The sequence below is a fragment of the Arthrobacter horti genome, assembly GCF_030731045.1.
Classification (GTDB): Bacteria; Actinomycetota; Actinomycetes; order Actinomycetales; family Micrococcaceae; genus Arthrobacter_E; species Arthrobacter_E nanjingensis.
In genome coordinates this window covers 1-18014 of record NZ_JAVALS010000006.1, presented here as the reverse complement: position 1 = coordinate 18014, position 18014 = coordinate 1, and the positions used below count along the sequence as shown (strand labels likewise).

Below are 18014 nucleotides of genomic sequence, written 5' to 3'. Positions count from 1 at the left end.
TCCTGCTCGCGCTCACCGGATGCACGGCCACGCCGCCTGTCCCGAACCCCGGTTCGAGCCCGCCACCGTCGGAGGTCCGTGCCGAGGGAACACCATCCGGACCGGCGACACCCACGCCCAAGGCTGCGCCGCCCGCCGGTCACTACGAGGCTCCATGCAGAACCGGCCAGATGGACGCCTCCGCGTTCGATCCGTCCGCCGCGAGCCTCATCAACGTGGACCCGCTCTTCATCCGGGACAGTTACTCGCACCCCGGAGACGGCGCTCCCCAGAACCAGGACGGCGTCCAATGGATGAAGGATCCGTACTGGGTCCGCGCCGGTCAGAAGGTGACCGTGACAGTGGCCCCGGAGCAGCAGAAGACGGTGGGGCTTGTGGCGCAGTACGGGGCCCGGGAGGGCAACACCTCGGTGACGTTCACCGCCTGTCCCACGGAGAAGACCCCGTACACCTGGTGGCCCGGCGGCTTCCTGGTCCACGGCACGGACACCACGTGTATCAGGCTGAGTGTGGCCGTGGCCGGCGCTGACGGGGTCCGGAAGCCGGTGATCCCCGTCGGCACCGCCACATGCCCCTCCAGTTGGTGAGGCCCTGACCGGTCCGCGGCCGATGACAGAAGAGGACCGTTGACGGGTCCTGAGCGACGTTCTATCCTGTAATCAACTTAAAGGTTGATAAAGGGATCGGTTGAATATGGATCAGGACGAAGCGCTCGACGGCGCATTCGCCGCCCTGGCGGATCCGGTGCGGCGGGCGATCGTCGCGCGGCTGAGCAGGGGACCGGCGACCGTCGGCGAGCTGGCCGAGCCGTTCGCGATCACCATGCAGGCCGTCTCGAAGCACATCTCGGTGCTGGAATCCGCCGGCCTCGTCTGGCGGACACGGGATGCGCAGCGGCGTCCCGTTCATCTGGACGCCGCGGCGCTGGAGCGGCTCACGGCGTGGATCGACCGGTACCGGCTGGAAGCCGAAGCCCGTTACCGCCGGCTGGACGACGTCCTGACCGCCGGGCACTCATCAGCACCCCCGGAGGGTGCTCACCGAAAAAGAAGCAAGGAGCAGGAACCATGAGCAATCCAGTCAGCATCAATGCCGTTCCGGGGACCTCCCTGGTGGAGATCAGCCGGGAATTCGAGGCCCCCGCGGATGCGCTCTTCCGGGCGCATGCGGACCCCGAACTGTTCGCCCAGTGGATCGGACCACGTGCGCTGCAGACCTCCATCACCCGCTGGGACTTCAGCACCGGCGGCGGCTACGGATTCGAGCAGCAGAACCCCCAGGGCGGGACGTACGGGTTCCGTGGCGTCTTCCACACGATCGTGCCGGACGAACTGATCATTCAGACCTTCGAATACCTCGGGGCGCCCCACGAGGTGAGCCTGGACCGGATGCGGTTCGAGGCACTCCCTGATGGGAGGTCCCGCCTCATCTCACGGTCGGTGTTCACGTCCCAGGAAGCCGTGGAACAGATGATCGCCTCCGGAATGGAGCACGGGGTCGTCGAAGGCTACGAGAAACTCGACGAACTCCTCGCCCGCTGAACGCGCAGGCTGTCCCTTCCGGATCGTCCCCATCCGGGAACTCGCCGGAGGGACAGCCTGCAGAGGCCTCAGCCCCAGAGCTCGCCGACGGCGCCGGCCAAGGACCGCCCCTGCTCGAAGCCGCCCGTCGCGGCCTGACGGCGCGTGGACGGGTCCAGGGCGTTCGCGTCGAAGACCTGGCCGGCGCCCGCGTCGGGGAAGACCGTCTCCACACGGCTGCCGCCGGCCCGCAACTCCTGGACCTGGGCTGCGAGGTCCATGCCCCAGCCCGCGGGCATCCGGGTCCGGCCGCCGAACGGCACCAGCACCAGGACCCGCCCGTACCCGGCTGCCAGATCGGCGTTCTCACTGCGCCGGTAACCACCGTTCAGGTAGCGGTGCTCGCCGATGGGGTACGGGATCATCGCCGACGTGCTCGCGGCCACGGCGTCCACGAGTTCGACGCCGCTCTCCCGGCTGAAGACCACCGGCTCGCCCGTGCGGGCTTCGACGGCGGTGATCAGGACGCGCTGCTCGGGCCAGCTTGCGTGCGGAAGGCGGCCCGCGACGACGTCGCGCCACTTCCTGCCGTCCGCACCGTCCGAGGTGTCCCGTTCGAGGGCGGCGGCGCCCATCCGGCGCCGCATCTCGGCGGCGTCCGCTGAGGTGTCGATGATCTCCTGGGACCAGTCCAGATAGCTCTGGCCGGAGACGCCCCGGGCGGGGCCGGGGCGTGAGCCGGGCGCACCGCGCAGGGGAGGGGCCTCGGCGGTGATGGCCGCGTACAGCGCGGCCGGGGTGGTTGCGCCCGTGATCTGGGCGGCCACGGTGGAACCGGAGGACGTGCCGACGATGAGGTCGGCTCCGGTGACGTCGACGCCTGCGTCGGCCAGGCCGGCGATGACGCCGAGCGCCCAGGCGTTGCCCGCTGCGCCGCCGCCCGCGATGACCAGCGCGCGCGTGACGGGGCCGTCCGCCGTCGTCGGGGAAACAGATGAGGTGATGTTCATGGGAGTCGCCTTTCGCGATATGCCTGTTCGGCGCTCCCCGGCGACTAGGAGAGTCGCGTGACCGTGCTCTGCAGGGGAGCGTCCATGACGGATGCTGCGTACATGGGTCTCACCTCCTGAACGAGTTTCACGATCCCCACCATGATGGCACTTAAACATCGACTGCTCCATACGATGCCGTTTTCGGCCCGGAATGGGCCGATTATGGCGTCCTATGGAGCAGTCGATGGGGGAGCGGTCTAGAGCACGCGGCTCAGGAACTCCCGGGTGCGTGCGTGCTGCGGGTCGGCGATGATCGCGCGGGGATCACCGGACTCGACCACCACGCCGCCATCCATGAACGTCAGCGTGTCGCCGACCTCGCGGGCGAAGCCGATCTCGTGGGTCACCACGATCATGGTCATGCCGGAGCGGGCCAGGTCCTTCATCACGTTGAGCACATCGCCCACGAGCTCCGGGTCCAGGGCCGAGGTTGGCTCGTCGAAGAGCATCACCTCCGGCTCCATGGCCAGGGCCCGGGCGATGGCCACACGCTGCTGCTGACCGCCGGAGAGCTGCGACGGGTAGTGCTGGGTCTTGTCACCCAGGCCCACCATCTTCAGCAGCTCGTGAGCGCGGTTCTTGGCCTCGTTCTTGTTCTGGCCCTTGACCTGCACCGGCGCCTCGATGACGTTCTCCAGGGCGGTCATGTGCGGGAACAGGTTGAACTTCTGGAACACCATGCCGATGTTCCGGCGCTGCGCCGCGATCTCCTTGGTGTGCAGATCGTGGAGCTTGCCGTTGATCTCGCGGTGGCCGATCAGCGCATCGCCCACGTGGATGCGGCCGGCGCTGATGGTCTCCATGAGGTTCACGCAGCGGAGCATGGTGGACTTGCCGGAGCCGGAGGGCCCGATGACCACGGCCACCTCGCCCTTCTTGACCGTCATGTCGATGCCCTTGAGCACGTGGTGGTGCCCGTAGTACTTGTGCAGGCCCTCGATGCGGACGAGAGGCTTGTTGTCTTCAGTCATGGTCCTCGTCCCTCACTGCCCGGACATCTTCGGCGCACCGAGTCCGGCCATCTGTGCCTTCAGCGCGTCCGGGTTCATCACCTGGGGTGCGCCGCCGTCGACGCCCTTGCCGTAGTGCTTCTCGATGTAGAACTGGCCCACCATCAGGATGCTGGTGACCAGGAGGTACCAGAAGGCCGCGATGATGAGGAACGGGATCGGGGTGTACAGGCGGTTGGCCAGCGCGTTGGTCACGAAGGTCAGATCCAGCGTGTACGGCACGGCGAGCACCAGCGAGGTGGTCTTCAGCATGCCGATGGTCTCATTGCCGGTGGGTGGGACGATGATCCGCATGGCCTGCGGCAGGATGATGCGCCACATGATCTTGCCGTTGGACATGCCGAGCGCCTGCGCGGCCTCGTTCTGGCCCTTGTCCACGGACTTCAGACCGGCACGGAAGATCTCCGCCAGGTAGGCGGATTCGTTCAGGCCGAGGCCCAGGATGGCGGGAACCAGGCCCTTGGTGGGGTCGGTGACCACGATGTGGATCAGTTCCTGGCCGTTGAAGCCCACGCTGATCAGCGGGAACAGCACGGTGACCAGGCCCCAGAAGATCAGCTGGGTGTACACGGGGGTGCCACGGAAGAACCACACCCAGAACCAGGCGGTCCAGCGCAGGACCGGGTTGTCCGACTGGCGCATGATGGCCAGGATGATGGCGAGCACGATGGCCAGTGCCATCGACGTGACCGTCAGGAACAGCGTCCAGCCGACACCCTGGACCACACGGGTGTCCAGCATGTACTTGCCGACGATGTCCCAGCCGTATTTGGGATTGGTGAAGAAGGTGCTGGCGAAGACCAGCACGACCAGGATGATCACCGCGGCGCTGAACCAGCGCCAGGGGTGCCGCACCGGCACTGAGTGGTTCAGCACCGGTGCGTCGTCTTTGAGATTCATGAGAAGCCTAAGGTCCTTGAACGCCCGGTCAGGAGGCCGGCGTCGGGTTCAGCTCGGACTTGGTGATGGCGCCATCGGCGTTGCCCCAGGAGTCCAGGATCTTCTTGTAGCTGCCGTCCTTGATCAGGGCGTTGAGGGTGTCCTGGATCAGGCCGGCCAGCGCGGTGTCCGACTTGGCGACGGCGACGCCCTCGGGTGCGGAGTCGTAGGTGTCGCCGAACTTCTGCAGGCCGCTGGTCTGCTTCAGTGCGTAGGAGATGACGGGGGAGTCGGCGGCCATGGCGTCGATGGAGCCGTTGACCAGACGAGTGGTGATGTCCGTCTGGCTCTTCAGGCTGACGACGTCGATCGGCTTCTTGCCGGCGTCGGTGCACTTCTTGCTGCGGTCCTTCAGGTCCGGGTCTTCCTGAGTGGTGCCCGTCTGGACGCCGATGGAGCGGCCGCAGATGTCATCCAGGCTGAAGTTCTTGGGGTTGCCCTGCTGGACGGCCCAGGAGGTGCCGGCGTTGAAGTAGCTGACCAGGTTCACGGCGGCCAGGCGGTCCTTGTTGATGGTGAAGGAGGAGATGCCCAGGTCGTACTTGGGGCCCAGCGCCGGAAGGATTCCGGTGAACTCGGAGGTCTGCACCTGCACCTTGAGGCCGAGCTTGGCGCCGATGGCCTTGGCGAGGTCCACGTCGTAGCCCACCGGAGTCTGGCCGTCGGCGCCCAGGAACTCGGCGGGGGCGTAGGTGGTGTCGGAGCCCACTGTGATGGTGCCCTTGGCCTTGAGGGCGGCCGGGACCTTCGCCGCAAGGGAGTCATCCTTGGCGACGGTGGTGGGGTCGAACGACGCAGCGCCGGAAGCGCCCGATGACGGGTTGGAACCGCCCGCGGTGGTGTCGGAGGCGTTGGTGCAGGCGGTGAGGGCCAGGGCACCGATGGCCAGAACGGCGGCAGCCTTGACCTTGGTGCTTCCGAGGATGGAGCGGTTGAACATCATGTTTTTTACCCTTTGTTGCGCTGGGACCTGGAATTAAGTCCGCTTAAGTGTAGTCACGCCATGAGAGGTGCGTCACAGTCAACTTGCTTTCACCATTGGACAACATGGAGTCGGCTTTCACAAGCCTTCCGGGTTGCGTTTGGGTAAACGCTTCGCCGTCCTGAATGTGTGACTCCCATCACTAAAGCGCAGAATCAGTCCGGCAGGGGAGGGGGAAGTCGGGTTATTGTCCGGAATCCCGGACATGAAGGGGCCGCTTCAGAACGGTTGCGATGAGAATCCGGGCTACAGGGCCCGGGCCTGGCGGAGGCTCAGGCCGTGATGTTGAGAGCTTCGAGCATCGGGCGGAACTTGGCCCAGGTCTCGGCCAGCTCGACCTCGGGGACCGAGCCTTCCACCACACCGCAGCCGGCGAAGAGGCGCGCCCGGGACTCCTCCAGGAGACCGCCGCGCAGGGCGATGCCCCACTCGCCGTTCCCGGCGGCGTCCAGCCAGCCGACCGGCCCGGCGTACGGTCCGCGGTCCAGGGCTTCCAGCTCACGGATGATCACGCCGGCGGGGAGCGTGGGTGTGCCGCACACGGCCGCCGTCGGGTGCAGGGCGTTCACGAGCGCCAGGGAGGACGGGAGATGCCCTTCGGCATCCAGGAGCTCGGCCTTCACATCGGAGGCCAGGTGCCACACGTTCGGCAGTTCCAGGATGAACGGCTCCTCGTGGGCGTCCGTGGCGTCGGAGAACGGTTCCAGAGCGGTCACCAGGGAGTCGATCGCGATCTGGTGTTCGTGCCGCTGCTTCGCCGACCCGGCCAGCACCCTCTCGGCGAAGGCGAGCTCATCCTCGCCGTCGCGCTTCTCCGCGGCGTCGCGCCTGTCCAGGGTGCCGGCCAGTACGCGCGCTTGCGCGGTGCGGCCCATGACCTGGATCAGCATCTCCGGCGTGGCTCCCACGAAGTCGTCCACCCGGTACGTCCAGCACTCGCGGTAGCGGCAGGCCAGGCGCCGCAGCACCTCGGGCGCGCTCACCGGCGCCGGCAGTTCGGCAACGACGTCGCGCGCCAGCACGATCTTCTCCACCTCACCGCTGCGGATCCTCTCCACGCCGAGCGCGACGGCGCGCATCCACGCCTCCTCGCTGAGGGAGCCGGGCTTCACGTCGGCGACGACGGCCGCCGTCGCCTCGGGCGCTGCCGCCCTCGCGCCGCTCAGCAGGGCCGGCGCGAAGAGCTGCACGGCGTCGTGCAGCTCCTGCTCTGTGGGCTGTTCTCCCAGGCTCAGCAGCGTGCCCCAGAGCAGTCCGTCCCGCAGACCGATGATGAGTTCAGGGACCACCAGGCGGGACGCGAAGGCGGAGGTCTTGGAGAAGGCGAAGGAGCCGAACGCTACGGGGCCCGTGCCCGGGAGCGCCAGGGGATCGGTCACGGCGGAGCCCAGGGTCAGGGAACGCCACCACTGCTCGGCCAGCATGAAACGGTCCGGCCCGGTGGCCTCGAAGCGCGCGACCTCACCGAATCCCAGAAGGCCTGAACCGCGGCGGATCCAGCTCAGCCCCACCTCGGGCGAATCGGAACGGGTCAGGAGTGCAGCCAGTCCGTCCTCGGAGGCGTCCTGGCCCAAGGGGACGGTGATGCTTGTCAGCGTGCTGCTCATGATGGATCAAGACTACTCTCGACTGCGCTGGCGCTACGTCCACGAGGCCCACCCAATCTTTGACACAATGGATTCGTGAGCAGCCAACCGATCCGAGCCTCGCTCGACAAGCGCCCCGATGAAGTAGCCACGATGTTCGACGACGTCGCCAGCCGCTACGACCTCATGAACGACTTGATGACGCTGGGGCAGACGCCGCGCTGGCGCCGGATCGTGTTCGATGCCGTGGGAGCCGTCCCCGGCCAGCGGGTCCTGGACCTCGCGGCCGGCACCGGCACCTCCAGCGAGCCGTACGCGGACGCCGGAATCGACGTCGTCGCCTGCGACTTCTCGCTCGGCATGCTCAAGGTGGGCAAGCGCCGCCGCCCGGACATCGACTTCGTGGCCGGGGACGCCATGAACCTGCCGTTCGCGGATGACAGCTTCGACGCCGTGACCATCTCCTACGGCCTGCGCAACGTCAACGACCCCAAGAAGGCCCTGGCGGAGATGCTGCGCGTCACCAAGCCCGGCGGCCGCGTGGTGGTGGCCGAATTCTCCCGCCCCACCAACCGCCTCTTTCGCCAGGTGTACCTCGAATACATCATGCGCTGGTTCCCGGTCCTGGCGGCCAAGGCCTCCTCCAACCCGGACGCCTACACCTACCTGGCCGAGTCCATCCGCGCCTGGCCGGACCAGAACGAACTGGCCCACTGGCTGCAGGGTGCCGGCTGGTCCGAGGTGAAATACCGGAACATCAACGGCGGCATCGTGGCCGTCCACCGCGGTGTGAAGCCCGCACCCGCCGACGGCGCGGACGCCCGCTAGAGGAGACTGGTGAACGTACTCATCGTCGGCGCCGGGCCCGCCGGGTCCACCGCCGCGCACTACCTTGCCCAGGCCGGGGCGGAAGTCACCGTTCTGGAGAAGACCGCCTTCCCCCGGGAGAAGGTCTGCGGCGACGGCCTCACCCCGCGCGCCGTACGGGAGATCGTCAAGCTCGGCCTGCCCCATGAGGAGGCCGACGGCTGGCGCCGGAACAAGGGCCTGCGCCTGATCGCGGGCGGCCGCCAGGTGGAGGTCCCCTGGCCGGAGGTCGGCGACTTCCCGCAGTACGGTCTCATCCGCACCCGACTCGGCTTCGATGAGGCCCTGGCCCGTCACGCGCAGGCCTCCGGAGCCACGGTGCTGGAGCGCCACTCGGTCACTGAGGCGCTGCGCGACGACGCCGGCCGGGTCATCGGCGCGCGCGCCTCCCTCTTGGACGGGAACGGCCGGAAGACGGGCGAAACGCGCGACTTCCACGCCGACGTCGTGCTCGCCGCGGACGGCAACTCGACCCGCACCGCCGTCTCCCTCGGCGTCGCCAAGCGCGACGACCGCCCGCTGGGCGTGGCCGTGCGCGGCTACTACGAGAGCCCGCGCCACGAGGACGACTGGATGGAGGGCTGGCTGGAACTCCCCGGCAAGGACGGCCAGCCGCTGCCCGGTTACGGCTGGATCTTCGGCGTGGGCGACGGAACGTCCAATGTGGGCCTGGGCATCCTGAACTCGTCCAAGGAGTTCGGACGGCTGGACTACAAACAGGTCATGCGTGACTGGGTGGCCGGGATGCCGGAAGGCTGGGGCTACCGCGAGGAGAACCTGGTCGGCGAGATCCGCGGCGCCGCCCTGCCCATGGGCTTCAACCGCACCCCGCACCACCTGCCCGGCATGCTGCTCCTGGGCGACGCCGGCGGCATGGTCTCCCCGTTCAACGGCGAGGGCATCTCCTACGCCATGGAGTCCGCGCGCTTCGCGGCGGAGCGGATCCTCGACGCGCGGTCGGCCGCCCGCTGGGCCGGGCCCACCGCCGTCGGCCGCGTGTACGACGACGCCCTGGCCGCCTATGCGGAGCAGGTGCGCTCCGAGTGGGGCAGCCACTTCACGCTGGGCCGGATGTTCGCGCGCCTGATCGGCAACCCGCGGATCATGAAGCTGGCCCTGCGCACGGGCATGCCGGTCCCGGTCCTGATGCGCTTCGTGGTGCGCTTCCTGGCCAATCTGACAGACCCCCGCTCGGGCCGTTTCGAGGACTCGGTGATCGCCGTCCTGGAGAAGCTCGTCCCCGCCACGTCCAACACCGGAAGCGCCCCCGCACCCCGCGCGGCACGCGCCGCCTCCGCAACTCGTTAGGCTTGATACCGTGAGCACACCTGCAGACCGCACCTGGACGCACGCCGGACACGGCCCCGTGGGGGAGGCCGAGCCCGCGCCGAGCACCACGGCCATCGCCACGGGCCTGACGCTGCCGCGCGGTTTCGCGGCCATTTCCGAGGACGATGTGATCGGCCCGGCCCTCACCACCAGCCTGGCGCGCGTGGAGAAGATGCTGCGCGAGGCCATCGCCAACTCGGACCCGCTGGCCGACGCCACGTCCCGCCATCTCGTGGAGGCCGGCGGCAAGCGCATCCGGCCGCTGCTGGCCCTCCTGTGCTCCCACCTGGGCGACTACACCCGCCCCGAGGTCCTCCAGGCCGCCGTCGTGGTGGAACTGACCCACCTGGCGACGCTGTACCACGACGACGTCATGGACTCCGCGCCGTTCCGCCGTGGCGCTCCCACCGCGCATGAGGTGTGGGGCAACTCGGTGGCCGTGCTGACCGGCGACCTGATTTTCGCCCGCGCGTCCATCCTGGTCTCCGAACTGGGCGGCCGAGCCCTCGGCATCCAGGCCCGCACCTTCGAGCGTCTGTGCCTCGGCCAGCTGCACGAGACGGTCGGCCCGCGGGAGGACGAGGACCCGCTGACCCACTACATCCAGGTCCTGGCGGACAAGACCGGCTCCCTCGTGGCCGCCTCCGCCCAGCTCGGCGCCATCTTCGCCGGTGTGGATGAGACCGTGGAGAAGGTCCTGGTGGAGTACGGCGAGAAGCTCGGCGTGGCCTTCCAGCTGGCGGACGACGTCATCGACGTCACGAGCGCCCGCGTCAAATCCGGCAAGACGCCCGGAACCGATCTGCGCGAAGGGGTCCCGACCCTGCCCGTGCTGCTCCTACGCCAGGCCGCCCGTGGTGGCGACGCGTCCGCATCCGCCGTGCTGGAACTCGTGGACGGCGATCTGAGCAGCGACGACGCTCTGGCCGCGGCCGTGGCGGCGCTCGGTGCGCACCCGGTCACCGAGGAGTCCTGGACCGTGGCCCGCCGCTGGGCCGATGAAGCCGTGGAGGCCCTCAGCGCCCTTCCCGAAGGCGTGGTCAAGGAGTCCCTGGCCAACTTCGCACAGGCTGTCGTGGAGCGCAGCGCCTGAGACTTGTGGTATCGCTTTACGGCGCGTGACAAAGCCCCGGCCCCGTCTGTGACGGGACCGGGGCTTTTTCGTGGAGAAAAACATTCCGTTCGGTATGAATGGGTCCGGCGGGGCCCTGACGACCGTTCGTGAGGTATCGGAGGGTTCTTCCGGGTGCTTTCGCGGTCCGGCGGCGATGTCCGCGGAGGCGCTCGGAGAGGATGCGCGCAGTGAAGTGGCGCGGATCACAGGCGCCTCCGGCCTGATCCGGATTGGCCCTTAAACGCAGAACAGGCCCAACCGGACAGCTAGGGGGGTAGCTTATTTGTCCTGCGGGCCTGCTCCGTGCGAAATCAGGAAACCTTTAGGAGGAGGTCTCCTTCAAGAATCACCTTAGGAGGGGGCGATTCCTGCCTCTATCTTATGACGAAAACTGTCATCGAGTCCAGTCCGGTCGCCCAAAATATCCTCCCGGCGGGAGGTGATCAGTCCTCGTCGTCTTCGAAGGCCCAGGCGAGCATGTCAAAAGTGAACTCGGAGAAGGTGCCGTCTTCGCTCTTCCACTCGCCGCGGGCGTTGTTCTTACGCCAGACGATGGGGTCCGGTACGCGGAGATCGCCCACCCGGATTCCCCAGGTGTAGCTCTCCTCCTCGTCCTCCAGGAACATGAGGAAGCCTTCATCGTCGACTTCCAGCTCCTCCGGATCCCAGAAGTAGTGGTAGGCCTCCATGATGTCCACGCAGCCGCCCAGCGTCAGATAGAACTCCCGCATCGCCAGGGGGAGGTCCAGCTTGAGTGCGGCCAGCGCGGCGTTGAGCTCAGCCTCGGGGATGCCGTCGTCTTCCTGCCACTCGTCTTCCAGGTACTTCGGGACCAGGGCACGGTACTTCTCCACGAACATTTCGCTCATGGGTTCATCCTATCGAGTGCGTGCAAGCCCACGTCAGCGGCCTGAAACCGGCGGAGCGGCCGGTTCCGCGGACCGCCGTGTGGGCGTCCGCGCTCAGGCCCCCGGGCGGTGCCAGCCGCGCACGGCCAGGGGCACGCACCAATGCCGGCGCCAGGCCACCACGCGGAAGACGAACACCAGGGCCGCGATCGCCGGACCCGTGACGATGGTGAACCAGCCCAGGTTCCACACCAGGGCGGTCAGCGCCGCCCCGACGAACGCCGGCAGCGCGTAGATCTCGCGGGCGTTGAACAGGCTGGGCACCTCGTTGGCCGTGATGTCCCGCAGCACCCCTCCGCCCACGGCCGTGGTGACGCCCAGCAGGACGGCGGTGACCGGGTTGGCCCCATAGGTGATCGCCTTGAGCGTGCCGGAGATGCAGAACAGGGCGAGCCCGGCGGCGTCGAACAGCGTCAGCAGCGAGGTGTAGCGCTGCACACTGTTGAACAGCACATACACCAGGGCGGCGGCGAGCACCGGCGGGATCAGGTAGACCGGATCATTGAAGGCGGACGGGATGCCGACGGCCAGGATCACGTCCCGGACCACACCGCCGCCCATGCCGACCAGGCAGGCGAGCAGCAATGAGCCGATCACGTCGAACCCCTTGCGTGCCGCCAGGAGCGAGCCGGAGACGGCGAAGAAGAAGACCCCCAAGAGGTCCAGGGCCTGGAGCCCCGCAGCAAAGGACATCGTGCTCCCTTCGGGCACCGGCGGAACGACGGTGAGCCCAGGGATGGGGTGCCCGACATGTTACGCACCCATTTTAAGTCACGGGCACCCTGCTCCGCCGTGGTCTGGAACACGTTAGGCTCCCTGCCATGAGTGAGACCCCCGTCCTGATCGCCTGCTCGCACGGAACCAGCAACGCCACCGGCGATGCCGAGGTGCGCGGACTCCGGGAGGCCGTGGCGGCCCTGCGCCCCGGGCTCGAGGTGCTGGAGGCGTACGTCGACGTCCAGGAGCCCGCCCTGCCCGGCGTCGTGGCGGGTCTGGCGGAGGGCCGCACGGCCGTGATCGTGCCGCTCCTGCTGAGCGTGGGCTTCCACGTCCAGGTGGACATCGCCCGCGCCGCCGCCTCGCGCCCGGGGACCCTCGCGGCGGCGCCGCTCGGCCCGGACGAGCTCCTGGCGGAGGTGCTGCGGGACCGCCTCACGGAGGCCGGGCTGGCCGACGACGACGCCGTGGTGCTGGCCGCCGCCGGCTCCTCCCGCCCGGAGGCCTCCGTCGCCGTGGAGGAGGTCGCGGGGCACCTCGCCTCGCTGCTCGGGCGCCCGGTCCGCTGCGCCTACGGGAGTGCGGCAGAGCCGAAGGTCCCCGACGCGGTGGCGCAGCTCCGCGCGGAGGGGGCATCGCGCGTCGTCGTCGCGTCTTATCTGCTGGCCCACGGCTGGTTCCATGACCAGCTCTTCAAAGCCGGCGCGGACGTGGTGGCGGAGCCGCTGCTGCCGGCGCGATCCCTCGCTGAGCTGGTGCTGAAGCATTTCGACGAGGCCCTGGAGGCCGCCGGCTGAGCCGCGCAAGGGTCTGAGGCGTCCGTGACGAATTATTGCCTTGGGTGTCGTCACGTGTCCGGTGACCTTGGGTGGCCAAAGTGGGCCACCCTACATTTTTCGTATGACAGAAACAGCCCTCGCCGGTGCGCAGCCGACGCCTGAAGCCCGCCCCGCCCGCACTCCGCGGGCCGGCCGTCCGGCGGCCAAGCCGCACGGTCAGTGGAAGGTGGACGGCACCACCCCGCTGAACCCGAACGAGGTCTGGAAGCAGGAGGACGGCGGTCTCTCCGTCCGCGAGCGGATCGAGACCATCTACGCGCAGGGCGGCTTCGACTCGATCGACAGCACCGATCTGCACGGCCGTTTCCGCTGGTGGGGCCTGTACACGCAGCGCCGCCAGGGCATCGACGGCGGCAAGACCGCCACCCTTGAGCCCCACGAGCTCGAGGACAAGTACTTCATGCTCCGCGTCCGCATCGACGGCGGTGCACTCAGCACCGAACAGCTGCGCGTGATCGGTCAGATCTCCGTGGACTTCGCCCGCGGCACCGCGGACATCACGGACCGCCAGAACATCCAGCTGCACTGGATCCGTGTGGAGGACGTCCCGGAGATCTGGCGCCGTCTGGAGGGCGTGGGCCTGCACACCACTGAGGCGTGCGGCGACGTGCCCCGCGTCATCCTCGGCTCTCCCGTGGCGGGCATCGCCAAGGACGAGATCATCGACCCCACCCCGCTGATCCATGAGATCGCCGCGAAGTACATCGGCGATCCGGCGTTCGCGAACCTGCCGCGCAAGTACAAGACGGCCATCACCGGCCATCCGTCCCAGGACGTGGTGCACGAGATCAACGACGTCGCGTTCGTCGGTGTGGAGCACCCGGAACTGGGCCTGGGCTATGACCTCTGGGTGGGCGGCGCGCTGTCCACCAACCCCATGCTCGGCAAGCGCCTGGGCGCCTTCGTCCGCCCCGAGCAGGGCGCCGAGGTGTGGGAGGGCGTCACCAGCATCTTCCGCGACTACGGCTACCGCCGGATGCGCACCAAGGCGCGCCTGAAGTTCCTGCTGGCCGATTGGGGTCCCGAGAAGTTCCGCCAGGTGCTCCAGGACGAATACCTCGGCTACGAGCTGGCCGACGGCCCCGCCGCCCCCAAACCGTCCACCCCGGGCGATCACGTGGGCGTGCACGAACAGAAGGACGGGAAATTCTTCATCGGAGTGGCCCCCACCGTGGGCCGCCTCGCCGGCCCGACCATGCTGGCACTCGCCGATCTCCTGGAAACCCATGGCTCCCAGCGTCTGCGCACCACCCCGCACCAGAAGCTGGTGGTCCTGGACGTCCCCGGTGAGCGGGTGGAGTCCCTCACCGCGGGTCTTGAGACCCTGGGCCTGTCCGCCAAGCCGAGCGTGTTCCGCCGCGGCACCATCGCCTGCACGGGCATCGAGTTCTGCAAGCTGGCCATCGTGGAGACCAAGGAGAACGCCGCCACGGCCATCGCCGAGCTGGAGCGCCGCCTGGCCGATCTGGTGGAGGACGGCTCCCTGCCGGAGGCCCTGAGCCTGCACATCAACGGCTGCCCCAACTCCTGCGCCCGCATCCAGACCGCGGACATCGGCCTCAAAGGCATGATGCTCCCCGTCGACGGCGGCGACCCGGCCCCCGGTTTCCAGGTGCACCTGGGCGGCGGGCTGGCGTCCACCACCCGTGAGGAGGCCGGCCTGGGCCGGACCGTCCGCGGCCTGAAGGTCTACGTGGCCGATCTTCCCGACTACGTAGAGCGCGTGGTGCGCCGTTTCGTGGCCGATCACGCCGAAGGCCAGAGCTTCGCCGAATGGGCTCATTCCGCCGATGAGGAGGCACTGCAGTGACCACTGATATCCGTACCGAGAGGGGCCTTCGCTCCCACGAGGAGCTCAAGGCCCTCGCCGAGGCCGGCGCCGCCGAGCTCGACTGGAACGCCTCGGCCGAGGAGATCATCGCCTGGGTGGCGCGCAACTTCGCCACGCCTAAGGTCGCCGTCGCCTGCTCCATGGCGGACAGCGTGCTCCCGGCCCTCGTGGCCGAGCAGCTGCCGGACGTGGACGTGCTCTTCCTGGACACCGGCTACCACTTCCCGGAGACGTACCAGACCCGTGACGCCGTGGCCAAGGCCCTGCGCGTGAACGTGGTGGATGTGCTCCCGGAGAACACCGTGGAGCAGCAGGACCGGCTCTTCGGCAAGGACCTCTTCGCCCGGGACGCCGCCTCCTGCTGCAATATGCGCAAGGTGGTGCCGCTGCGCCGCACCCTGGCCGGCTACGAGCTGTGGTTCACCGGTGTGCGCCGCGACGAGGCCCCCACCCGGACCAACACCCCCCTGGTGACCTGGGACGAGACGAACGGGCTGGTCAAGGTCAACCCCGTGGCGCCGTGGACGTTCGAGCAGCTGACGGAGTACTCGGAGGAGCACCTGCTGCCCTCCAACCCACTGTTGAACCAGGGCTACCCGTCCATCGGCTGCCAGCCGTGCACCAACAAGGTCGCGCCGGGAGCTGATCCCCGCTCCGGCCGCTGGGCCGGATCCGACAAGACCGAATGCGGGCTCCACACATGAGCACCCAGACCTTTTCCGAAGAACTCGAGGTGGAGAACGTGACGCAGACCGGTGACCAACTGGTGGAGGGGCTTTCGGCCGATTCCCCGGAAGCGGCGCATCGCGCGAGCGAGGAACGAGCGAGCGTGTCTAAGCCGCGGGGGGAAGCGGCCGAAAGCCCGAGCGCAAACGACAACCGGCTCGGCACGCTCGACGCGCTCGAGGCCGAGGCCATTCACATCATCCGTGAGGTGGTTGCCGAGTTCGAGCGGCCCGCGCTGCTGTTCTCCGGCGGCAAGGACTCCGTGGTCATGCTGCACCTGGCCACCAAGGCCTTCTGGCCCGGCAAGGTGCCGTTCCCGGTGCTGCACGTGGACACCGGTCACAACTTCCCTGAGGTCATCGACTTCCGGGACCGCACCGTGGAGCGCCTGGGCCTGAAGCTCGTGGTCGGCTCCGTGCAGGAGTTCATCGACCGTGGCGAACTCCAGGAGCGCGCGGACGGCACCCGCAACCCGCTGCAGACCGTGCCGCTTCTGGATGCCATCCAGAAGAACAAGTTCGACGCCGTCTTCGGCGGCGGCCGCCGCGACGAGGACAAAGCCCGCGCCAAGGAGCGCATCCTGTCCCTGCGCGACGAGTTCGGCCAGTGGGACCCGCGCAACCAGCGTCCCGAGCTGTGGAATCTGTACAACGGCCGCCACACGGTGGGCCAGCACGTACGCGCGTTCCCCATCAGCAACTGGACCGAGCTGGACATCTGGCGCTACATCGAGCGCGAGAACATCGAGCTGCCCGGCCTCTACTACGCCCACGAGCGTGAGGTGTTCCGCCGCGACGGCATGTGGCGCGCCGTGGGCGAGGTCTCCCTCCCCAATCCGGGTGAAGAGGTCATCACCAAGCTGGTCCGTTACCGCACCGTGGGCGACATGTCCTGCACCGGCGCGGTGGAGAGCGACGCGGCCGACGTGGCCGCCGTCGTCGTCGAAGTGGCAGCCTCCACCCTCACCGAGCGCGGCGCGACCCGCGCGGATGACCGCATCTCCGAGGCGGCCATGGAAGACCGCAAGAAGGACGGGTATTTCTAATGAGCACCGCACTCGCTTCAGCCACGCTGTTCCGTTTCGCGACCGCCGGCAGTGTCGATGACGGCAAGTCCACCCTGGTGGGCCGCCTCCTGCACGATTCCAAGGCGATCCTGGCCGACACCCTCGACGCCGTCGCCCGCACCAGCGCGGACCGCGGCTTCGGCGGGGAGAAGGGCGGCCTGGACCTGGCACTGCTGACCGACGGCCTGCGCGCCGAGCGGGAACAGGGCATCACGATCGACGTGGCCTACCGCTACTTCGCCACGGACCGCCGCAGCTTCATCCTGGCCGACTGCCCCGGGCACGTGCAGTACACCAAGAACACGGTGACCGGCGCGTCCACGGCGGACGCCGTCGTGGTCCTGATCGACGCCCGCAAGGGTGTCCTGGAGCAGACCCGCCGGCACCTGTCCGTGCTGCACCTGCTGCGTGTCCCGCATGTGGTGGTGGCCGTGAACAAGGTGGACCTGGTGGACTTCTCCGAGTCCGTGTTCAGGGACATCGAGGCGGACATCCGCCGGGTGTCCAAGGAACTCGGGATCGGAACGGCACCCGACCACGCCGACGTCCTGGTCATCCCGGTCTCCGCCCTGGACGGCGACAACGTGGTGGACCGATCCCCGCGCATGCCCTGGTACCAGGGCCCGCCCCTGCTGGAGGTCCTGGAGACCCTGCCGGCCGCGGACGAGCTGGAGGACGAGCACGAGGCCTTCCGCTTCCCGGTGCAGCTCGCGGTCCGTCCGCAGGGCGCCCTGGCTCCGGACGCCGTCGCACGCGGCCTGGATGTCGAGGCGTACCGCGACTATCGCGCCTACGCCGGCCAGGTGGCCGAGGGTACGGTGACGGTGGGCGACTCCGTGGTGGTCCTTTCGCCGGGGCATGAGCCGCGCACGACGACGGTCACCGGCATCGACTTCGCCGGCACCTCCCTGCAGACGGCCTTCGCCCCGCAATCGGTGGCGCTGCGCCTCGCCGACGAGATCGACATCGCCCGCGGCGACACGATCGCCGCCGCCGGAACGGTGGGGGAGTCCTCCGCTGATCTCTACGGTTCCGTGGCGTGGCTGTCCTCCAAGCCGCTGCGCGAGGGCGCCCGGGTGTTCGTCAAGCACGGCACCCAGACGGTGAAGGCGATCGTGCGGACGGTGTCCGGGAAGCTGGACCTGGATTCGTTCGAGGTGCAACCGACCACCGGACTGGAACTCAACGACATCGGCGAGGTCCAGATCCGCTTGGCCGCGGAGCTGCCCCTGGAGCCGTACGCCAAGCACCGCCGCACGGGCGCGTTCCTGGTGATCGACCCCGCGGACGGCAACACCCTCGCCGCGGGCATGGTCAAGGAGCACCCGGGCGATTCCGAGGACGAGCGGTACTGGATCTAGCTCCCCCTCCCTCGCGAAGTAACAGTTCACGCCCCTAAAACCCGGGCGAGTTCAGAAGGTTAGCGCAACACCCTGATGGTGGAGGGTGTGCGTGGCGAAGAAGATCGCGTGGGAGGTCCGGGCGGAGGCGTATCACCGCTTGTTGGCGGGTGAGTCCGTGCTGGGTG

18 protein-coding genes are annotated in these 18014 nt (G+C 68.4%); 11 read left to right on the top strand and 7 right to left on the bottom strand.

The window, feature by feature from the left end:
• Positions 1-170 precede the first annotated feature (170 nt).
• From Q9R02_RS10055 to Q9R02_RS10045, 3 genes are all read left to right on the top strand, one after another.
• Complete coding sequence (locus Q9R02_RS10055) at positions 171-587, top strand: hypothetical protein (RefSeq protein WP_305996550.1); 417 nt, start codon at positions 171-173, stop codon at positions 585-587.
• Positions 588-693: 106 nt separating this feature from the next.
• Positions 694-1071 (top strand): ArsR/SmtB family transcription factor, encoded by a 378-nt coding sequence (locus tag Q9R02_RS10050; protein WP_305996549.1) that lies wholly within the window; start codon positions 694-696, stop codon positions 1069-1071.
• The gene (locus Q9R02_RS10045) at positions 1068-1541 is read left to right on the top strand and encodes an SRPBCC family protein (RefSeq protein ID WP_305996548.1); all 474 of its coding nucleotides are present in this window, start codon (positions 1068-1070) and stop codon (positions 1539-1541) included. Before Q9R02_RS10050 ends, Q9R02_RS10045 begins: the two co-directional genes overlap by 4 nt.
• A 68-nt stretch (positions 1542-1609) precedes the next feature.
• Here the strand turns inward: Q9R02_RS10045 and Q9R02_RS10040 are convergent, their stop codons facing one another.
• The 5 genes from Q9R02_RS10040 to Q9R02_RS10020 form a co-directional block, all read right to left on the bottom strand.
• Positions 1610-2530, bottom strand: coding sequence for a patatin-like phospholipase family protein (locus Q9R02_RS10040; RefSeq protein WP_305996547.1), 921 nt, complete (start codon positions 2528-2530; stop codon positions 1610-1612).
• Positions 2531-2769: 239 nt separating this feature from the next.
• Positions 2770-3543: an amino acid ABC transporter ATP-binding protein gene (locus tag Q9R02_RS10035; RefSeq protein ID WP_305996546.1), complete on the bottom strand. Its 774-nt coding sequence runs from the start codon at positions 3541-3543 to the stop codon at positions 2770-2772.
• Positions 3544-3555: 12 nt separating this feature from the next.
• The gene (locus Q9R02_RS10030) at positions 3556-4482 is read right to left on the bottom strand and encodes an amino acid ABC transporter permease (RefSeq protein WP_305996545.1); all 927 of its coding nucleotides are present in this window, start codon (positions 4480-4482) and stop codon (positions 3556-3558) included.
• Between the two features lie 28 nt (positions 4483-4510).
• On the bottom strand, positions 4511-5464 hold the full coding sequence (locus tag Q9R02_RS10025) for an ABC transporter substrate-binding protein (RefSeq protein WP_305996544.1): 954 nt from the start codon (positions 5462-5464) through the stop codon (positions 4511-4513).
• A 311-nt stretch (positions 5465-5775) separates the two neighbouring features.
• Entirely contained in the window at positions 5776-7110 is a 1335-nt protein-coding gene (locus tag Q9R02_RS10020; protein WP_305996543.1) for an isochorismate synthase, read from the bottom strand.
• A 75-nt stretch (positions 7111-7185) separates the two neighbouring features.
• Here Q9R02_RS10020 and Q9R02_RS10015 point away from each other — a divergent pair, with 75 nt between their 5' ends.
• Genes Q9R02_RS10015 through Q9R02_RS10005 form a run of 3 tightly spaced genes read left to right on the top strand, consistent with a single transcriptional unit; the run spans position 7186 to position 10378 of the window.
• On the top strand, positions 7186-7917 hold the full coding sequence (locus tag Q9R02_RS10015) for a demethylmenaquinone methyltransferase (RefSeq protein WP_305996542.1): 732 nt from the start codon (positions 7186-7188) through the stop codon (positions 7915-7917).
• A gap of 9 nt (positions 7918-7926) precedes the next feature.
• Positions 7927-9264 carry a geranylgeranyl reductase family protein gene (locus Q9R02_RS10010; protein ID WP_305996541.1) on the top strand — a complete coding sequence of 446 codons (1338 nt, stop codon included), beginning with the start codon at positions 7927-7929 and terminating at the stop codon, positions 9262-9264.
• A gap of 10 nt (positions 9265-9274) precedes the next feature.
• Positions 9275-10378, top strand: coding sequence for a polyprenyl synthetase family protein (locus Q9R02_RS10005; protein WP_305996540.1), 1104 nt, complete (start codon positions 9275-9277; stop codon positions 10376-10378).
• A 464-nt stretch (positions 10379-10842) separates the two neighbouring features.
• Here Q9R02_RS10005 and Q9R02_RS10000 read toward each other — a convergent pair whose 3' ends face one another.
• Positions 10843-11268, bottom strand: a complete 426-nt coding sequence (locus Q9R02_RS10000) for a hypothetical protein (protein ID WP_305996539.1) — start codon at positions 11266-11268, stop codon at positions 10843-10845.
• A 93-nt stretch (positions 11269-11361) separates the two neighbouring features.
• Positions 11362-12000 carry a trimeric intracellular cation channel family protein gene (locus tag Q9R02_RS09995; RefSeq protein WP_305996538.1) on the bottom strand — a complete coding sequence of 213 codons (639 nt, stop codon included), beginning with the start codon at positions 11998-12000 and terminating at the stop codon, positions 11362-11364.
• Positions 12001-12128: 128 nt separating this feature from the next.
• On the opposite strand from Q9R02_RS09995, the gene Q9R02_RS09990 reads away from it, so the two are divergent.
• The 5 genes from Q9R02_RS09990 to Q9R02_RS09970 all read left to right on the top strand — a co-directional run bounded on the left by Q9R02_RS09990 (position 12129) and on the right by Q9R02_RS09970 (position 17847).
• On the top strand, positions 12129-12821 hold the full coding sequence (locus tag Q9R02_RS09990) for a sirohydrochlorin chelatase (protein ID WP_305996537.1): 693 nt from the start codon (positions 12129-12131) through the stop codon (positions 12819-12821).
• 103 nt (positions 12822-12924) lie between these two features.
• The gene (locus Q9R02_RS09985; protein WP_305996536.1) at positions 12925-14673 is read left to right on the top strand and encodes a nitrite/sulfite reductase; all 1749 of its coding nucleotides are present in this window, start codon (positions 12925-12927) and stop codon (positions 14671-14673) included.
• Positions 14670-15398, top strand: coding sequence for a phosphoadenylyl-sulfate reductase (locus tag Q9R02_RS09980; protein WP_305996535.1), 729 nt, complete (start codon positions 14670-14672; stop codon positions 15396-15398). The genes Q9R02_RS09985 and Q9R02_RS09980 overlap by 4 nt, the downstream gene beginning before the upstream one ends.
• Entirely contained in the window at positions 15395-16465 is a 1071-nt protein-coding gene (gene cysD, locus Q9R02_RS09975; protein WP_305996534.1) for a sulfate adenylyltransferase subunit CysD, read from the top strand. Before Q9R02_RS09980 ends, cysD begins: the two co-directional genes overlap by 4 nt.
• A complete protein-coding gene (locus Q9R02_RS09970; protein WP_305996533.1) occupies positions 16465-17847 on the top strand; it encodes a sulfate adenylyltransferase subunit 1 in 1383 nt (460 codons plus the stop codon). Before cysD ends, Q9R02_RS09970 begins: the two co-directional genes overlap by 1 nt.
• Positions 17848-18014: the final 167 nt, after the last annotated feature.

Excerpts from the sequence above, each read along its gene's own strand:
- Q9R02_RS09985 (WP_305996536.1), top strand. The coding sequence starts at position 12,925 with ATGACAGAAACAGCCCTCGCCGGTGCGCAGCCGACGCCTGAAGCCCGC.
- Q9R02_RS10025 (WP_305996544.1), bottom strand. The coding sequence starts at position 5,464 with ATGATGTTCAACCGCTCCATCCTCGGAAGCACCAAGGTCAAGGCTGCC.
- Q9R02_RS09995 (WP_305996538.1), bottom strand. The coding sequence starts at position 12,000 with ATGTCCTTTGCTGCGGGGCTCCAGGCCCTGGACCTCTTGGGGGTCTTC.
- Q9R02_RS10030 (WP_305996545.1), bottom strand. The coding sequence starts at position 4,482 with ATGAATCTCAAAGACGACGCACCGGTGCTGAACCACTCAGTGCCGGTG.
- Q9R02_RS09970 (WP_305996533.1), top strand. The coding sequence starts at position 16,465 with ATGAGCACCGCACTCGCTTCAGCCACGCTGTTCCGTTTCGCGACCGCC.
- Q9R02_RS10000 (WP_305996539.1), bottom strand. The coding sequence starts at position 11,268 with ATGAGCGAAATGTTCGTGGAGAAGTACCGTGCCCTGGTCCCGAAGTAC.
- cysD (WP_305996534.1), top strand. The coding sequence starts at position 15,395 with ATGAGCACCCAGACCTTTTCCGAAGAACTCGAGGTGGAGAACGTGACG.
- Q9R02_RS09990 (WP_305996537.1), top strand. The coding sequence starts at position 12,129 with ATGAGTGAGACCCCCGTCCTGATCGCCTGCTCGCACGGAACCAGCAAC.
- Q9R02_RS10020 (WP_305996543.1), bottom strand. The coding sequence starts at position 7,110 with ATGAGCAGCACGCTGACAAGCATCACCGTCCCCTTGGGCCAGGACGCC.
- Q9R02_RS10055 (WP_305996550.1), top strand. The coding sequence starts at position 171 with ATGGACGCCTCCGCGTTCGATCCGTCCGCCGCGAGCCTCATCAACGTG.
- Q9R02_RS10050 (WP_305996549.1), top strand. The coding sequence starts at position 694 with ATGGATCAGGACGAAGCGCTCGACGGCGCATTCGCCGCCCTGGCGGAT.
- Q9R02_RS10040 (WP_305996547.1), bottom strand. The coding sequence starts at position 2,530 with ATGAACATCACCTCATCTGTTTCCCCGACGACGGCGGACGGCCCCGTC.
- Q9R02_RS10045 (WP_305996548.1), top strand. The coding sequence starts at position 1,068 with ATGAGCAATCCAGTCAGCATCAATGCCGTTCCGGGGACCTCCCTGGTG.
- Q9R02_RS10035 (WP_305996546.1), bottom strand. The coding sequence starts at position 3,543 with ATGACTGAAGACAACAAGCCTCTCGTCCGCATCGAGGGCCTGCACAAG.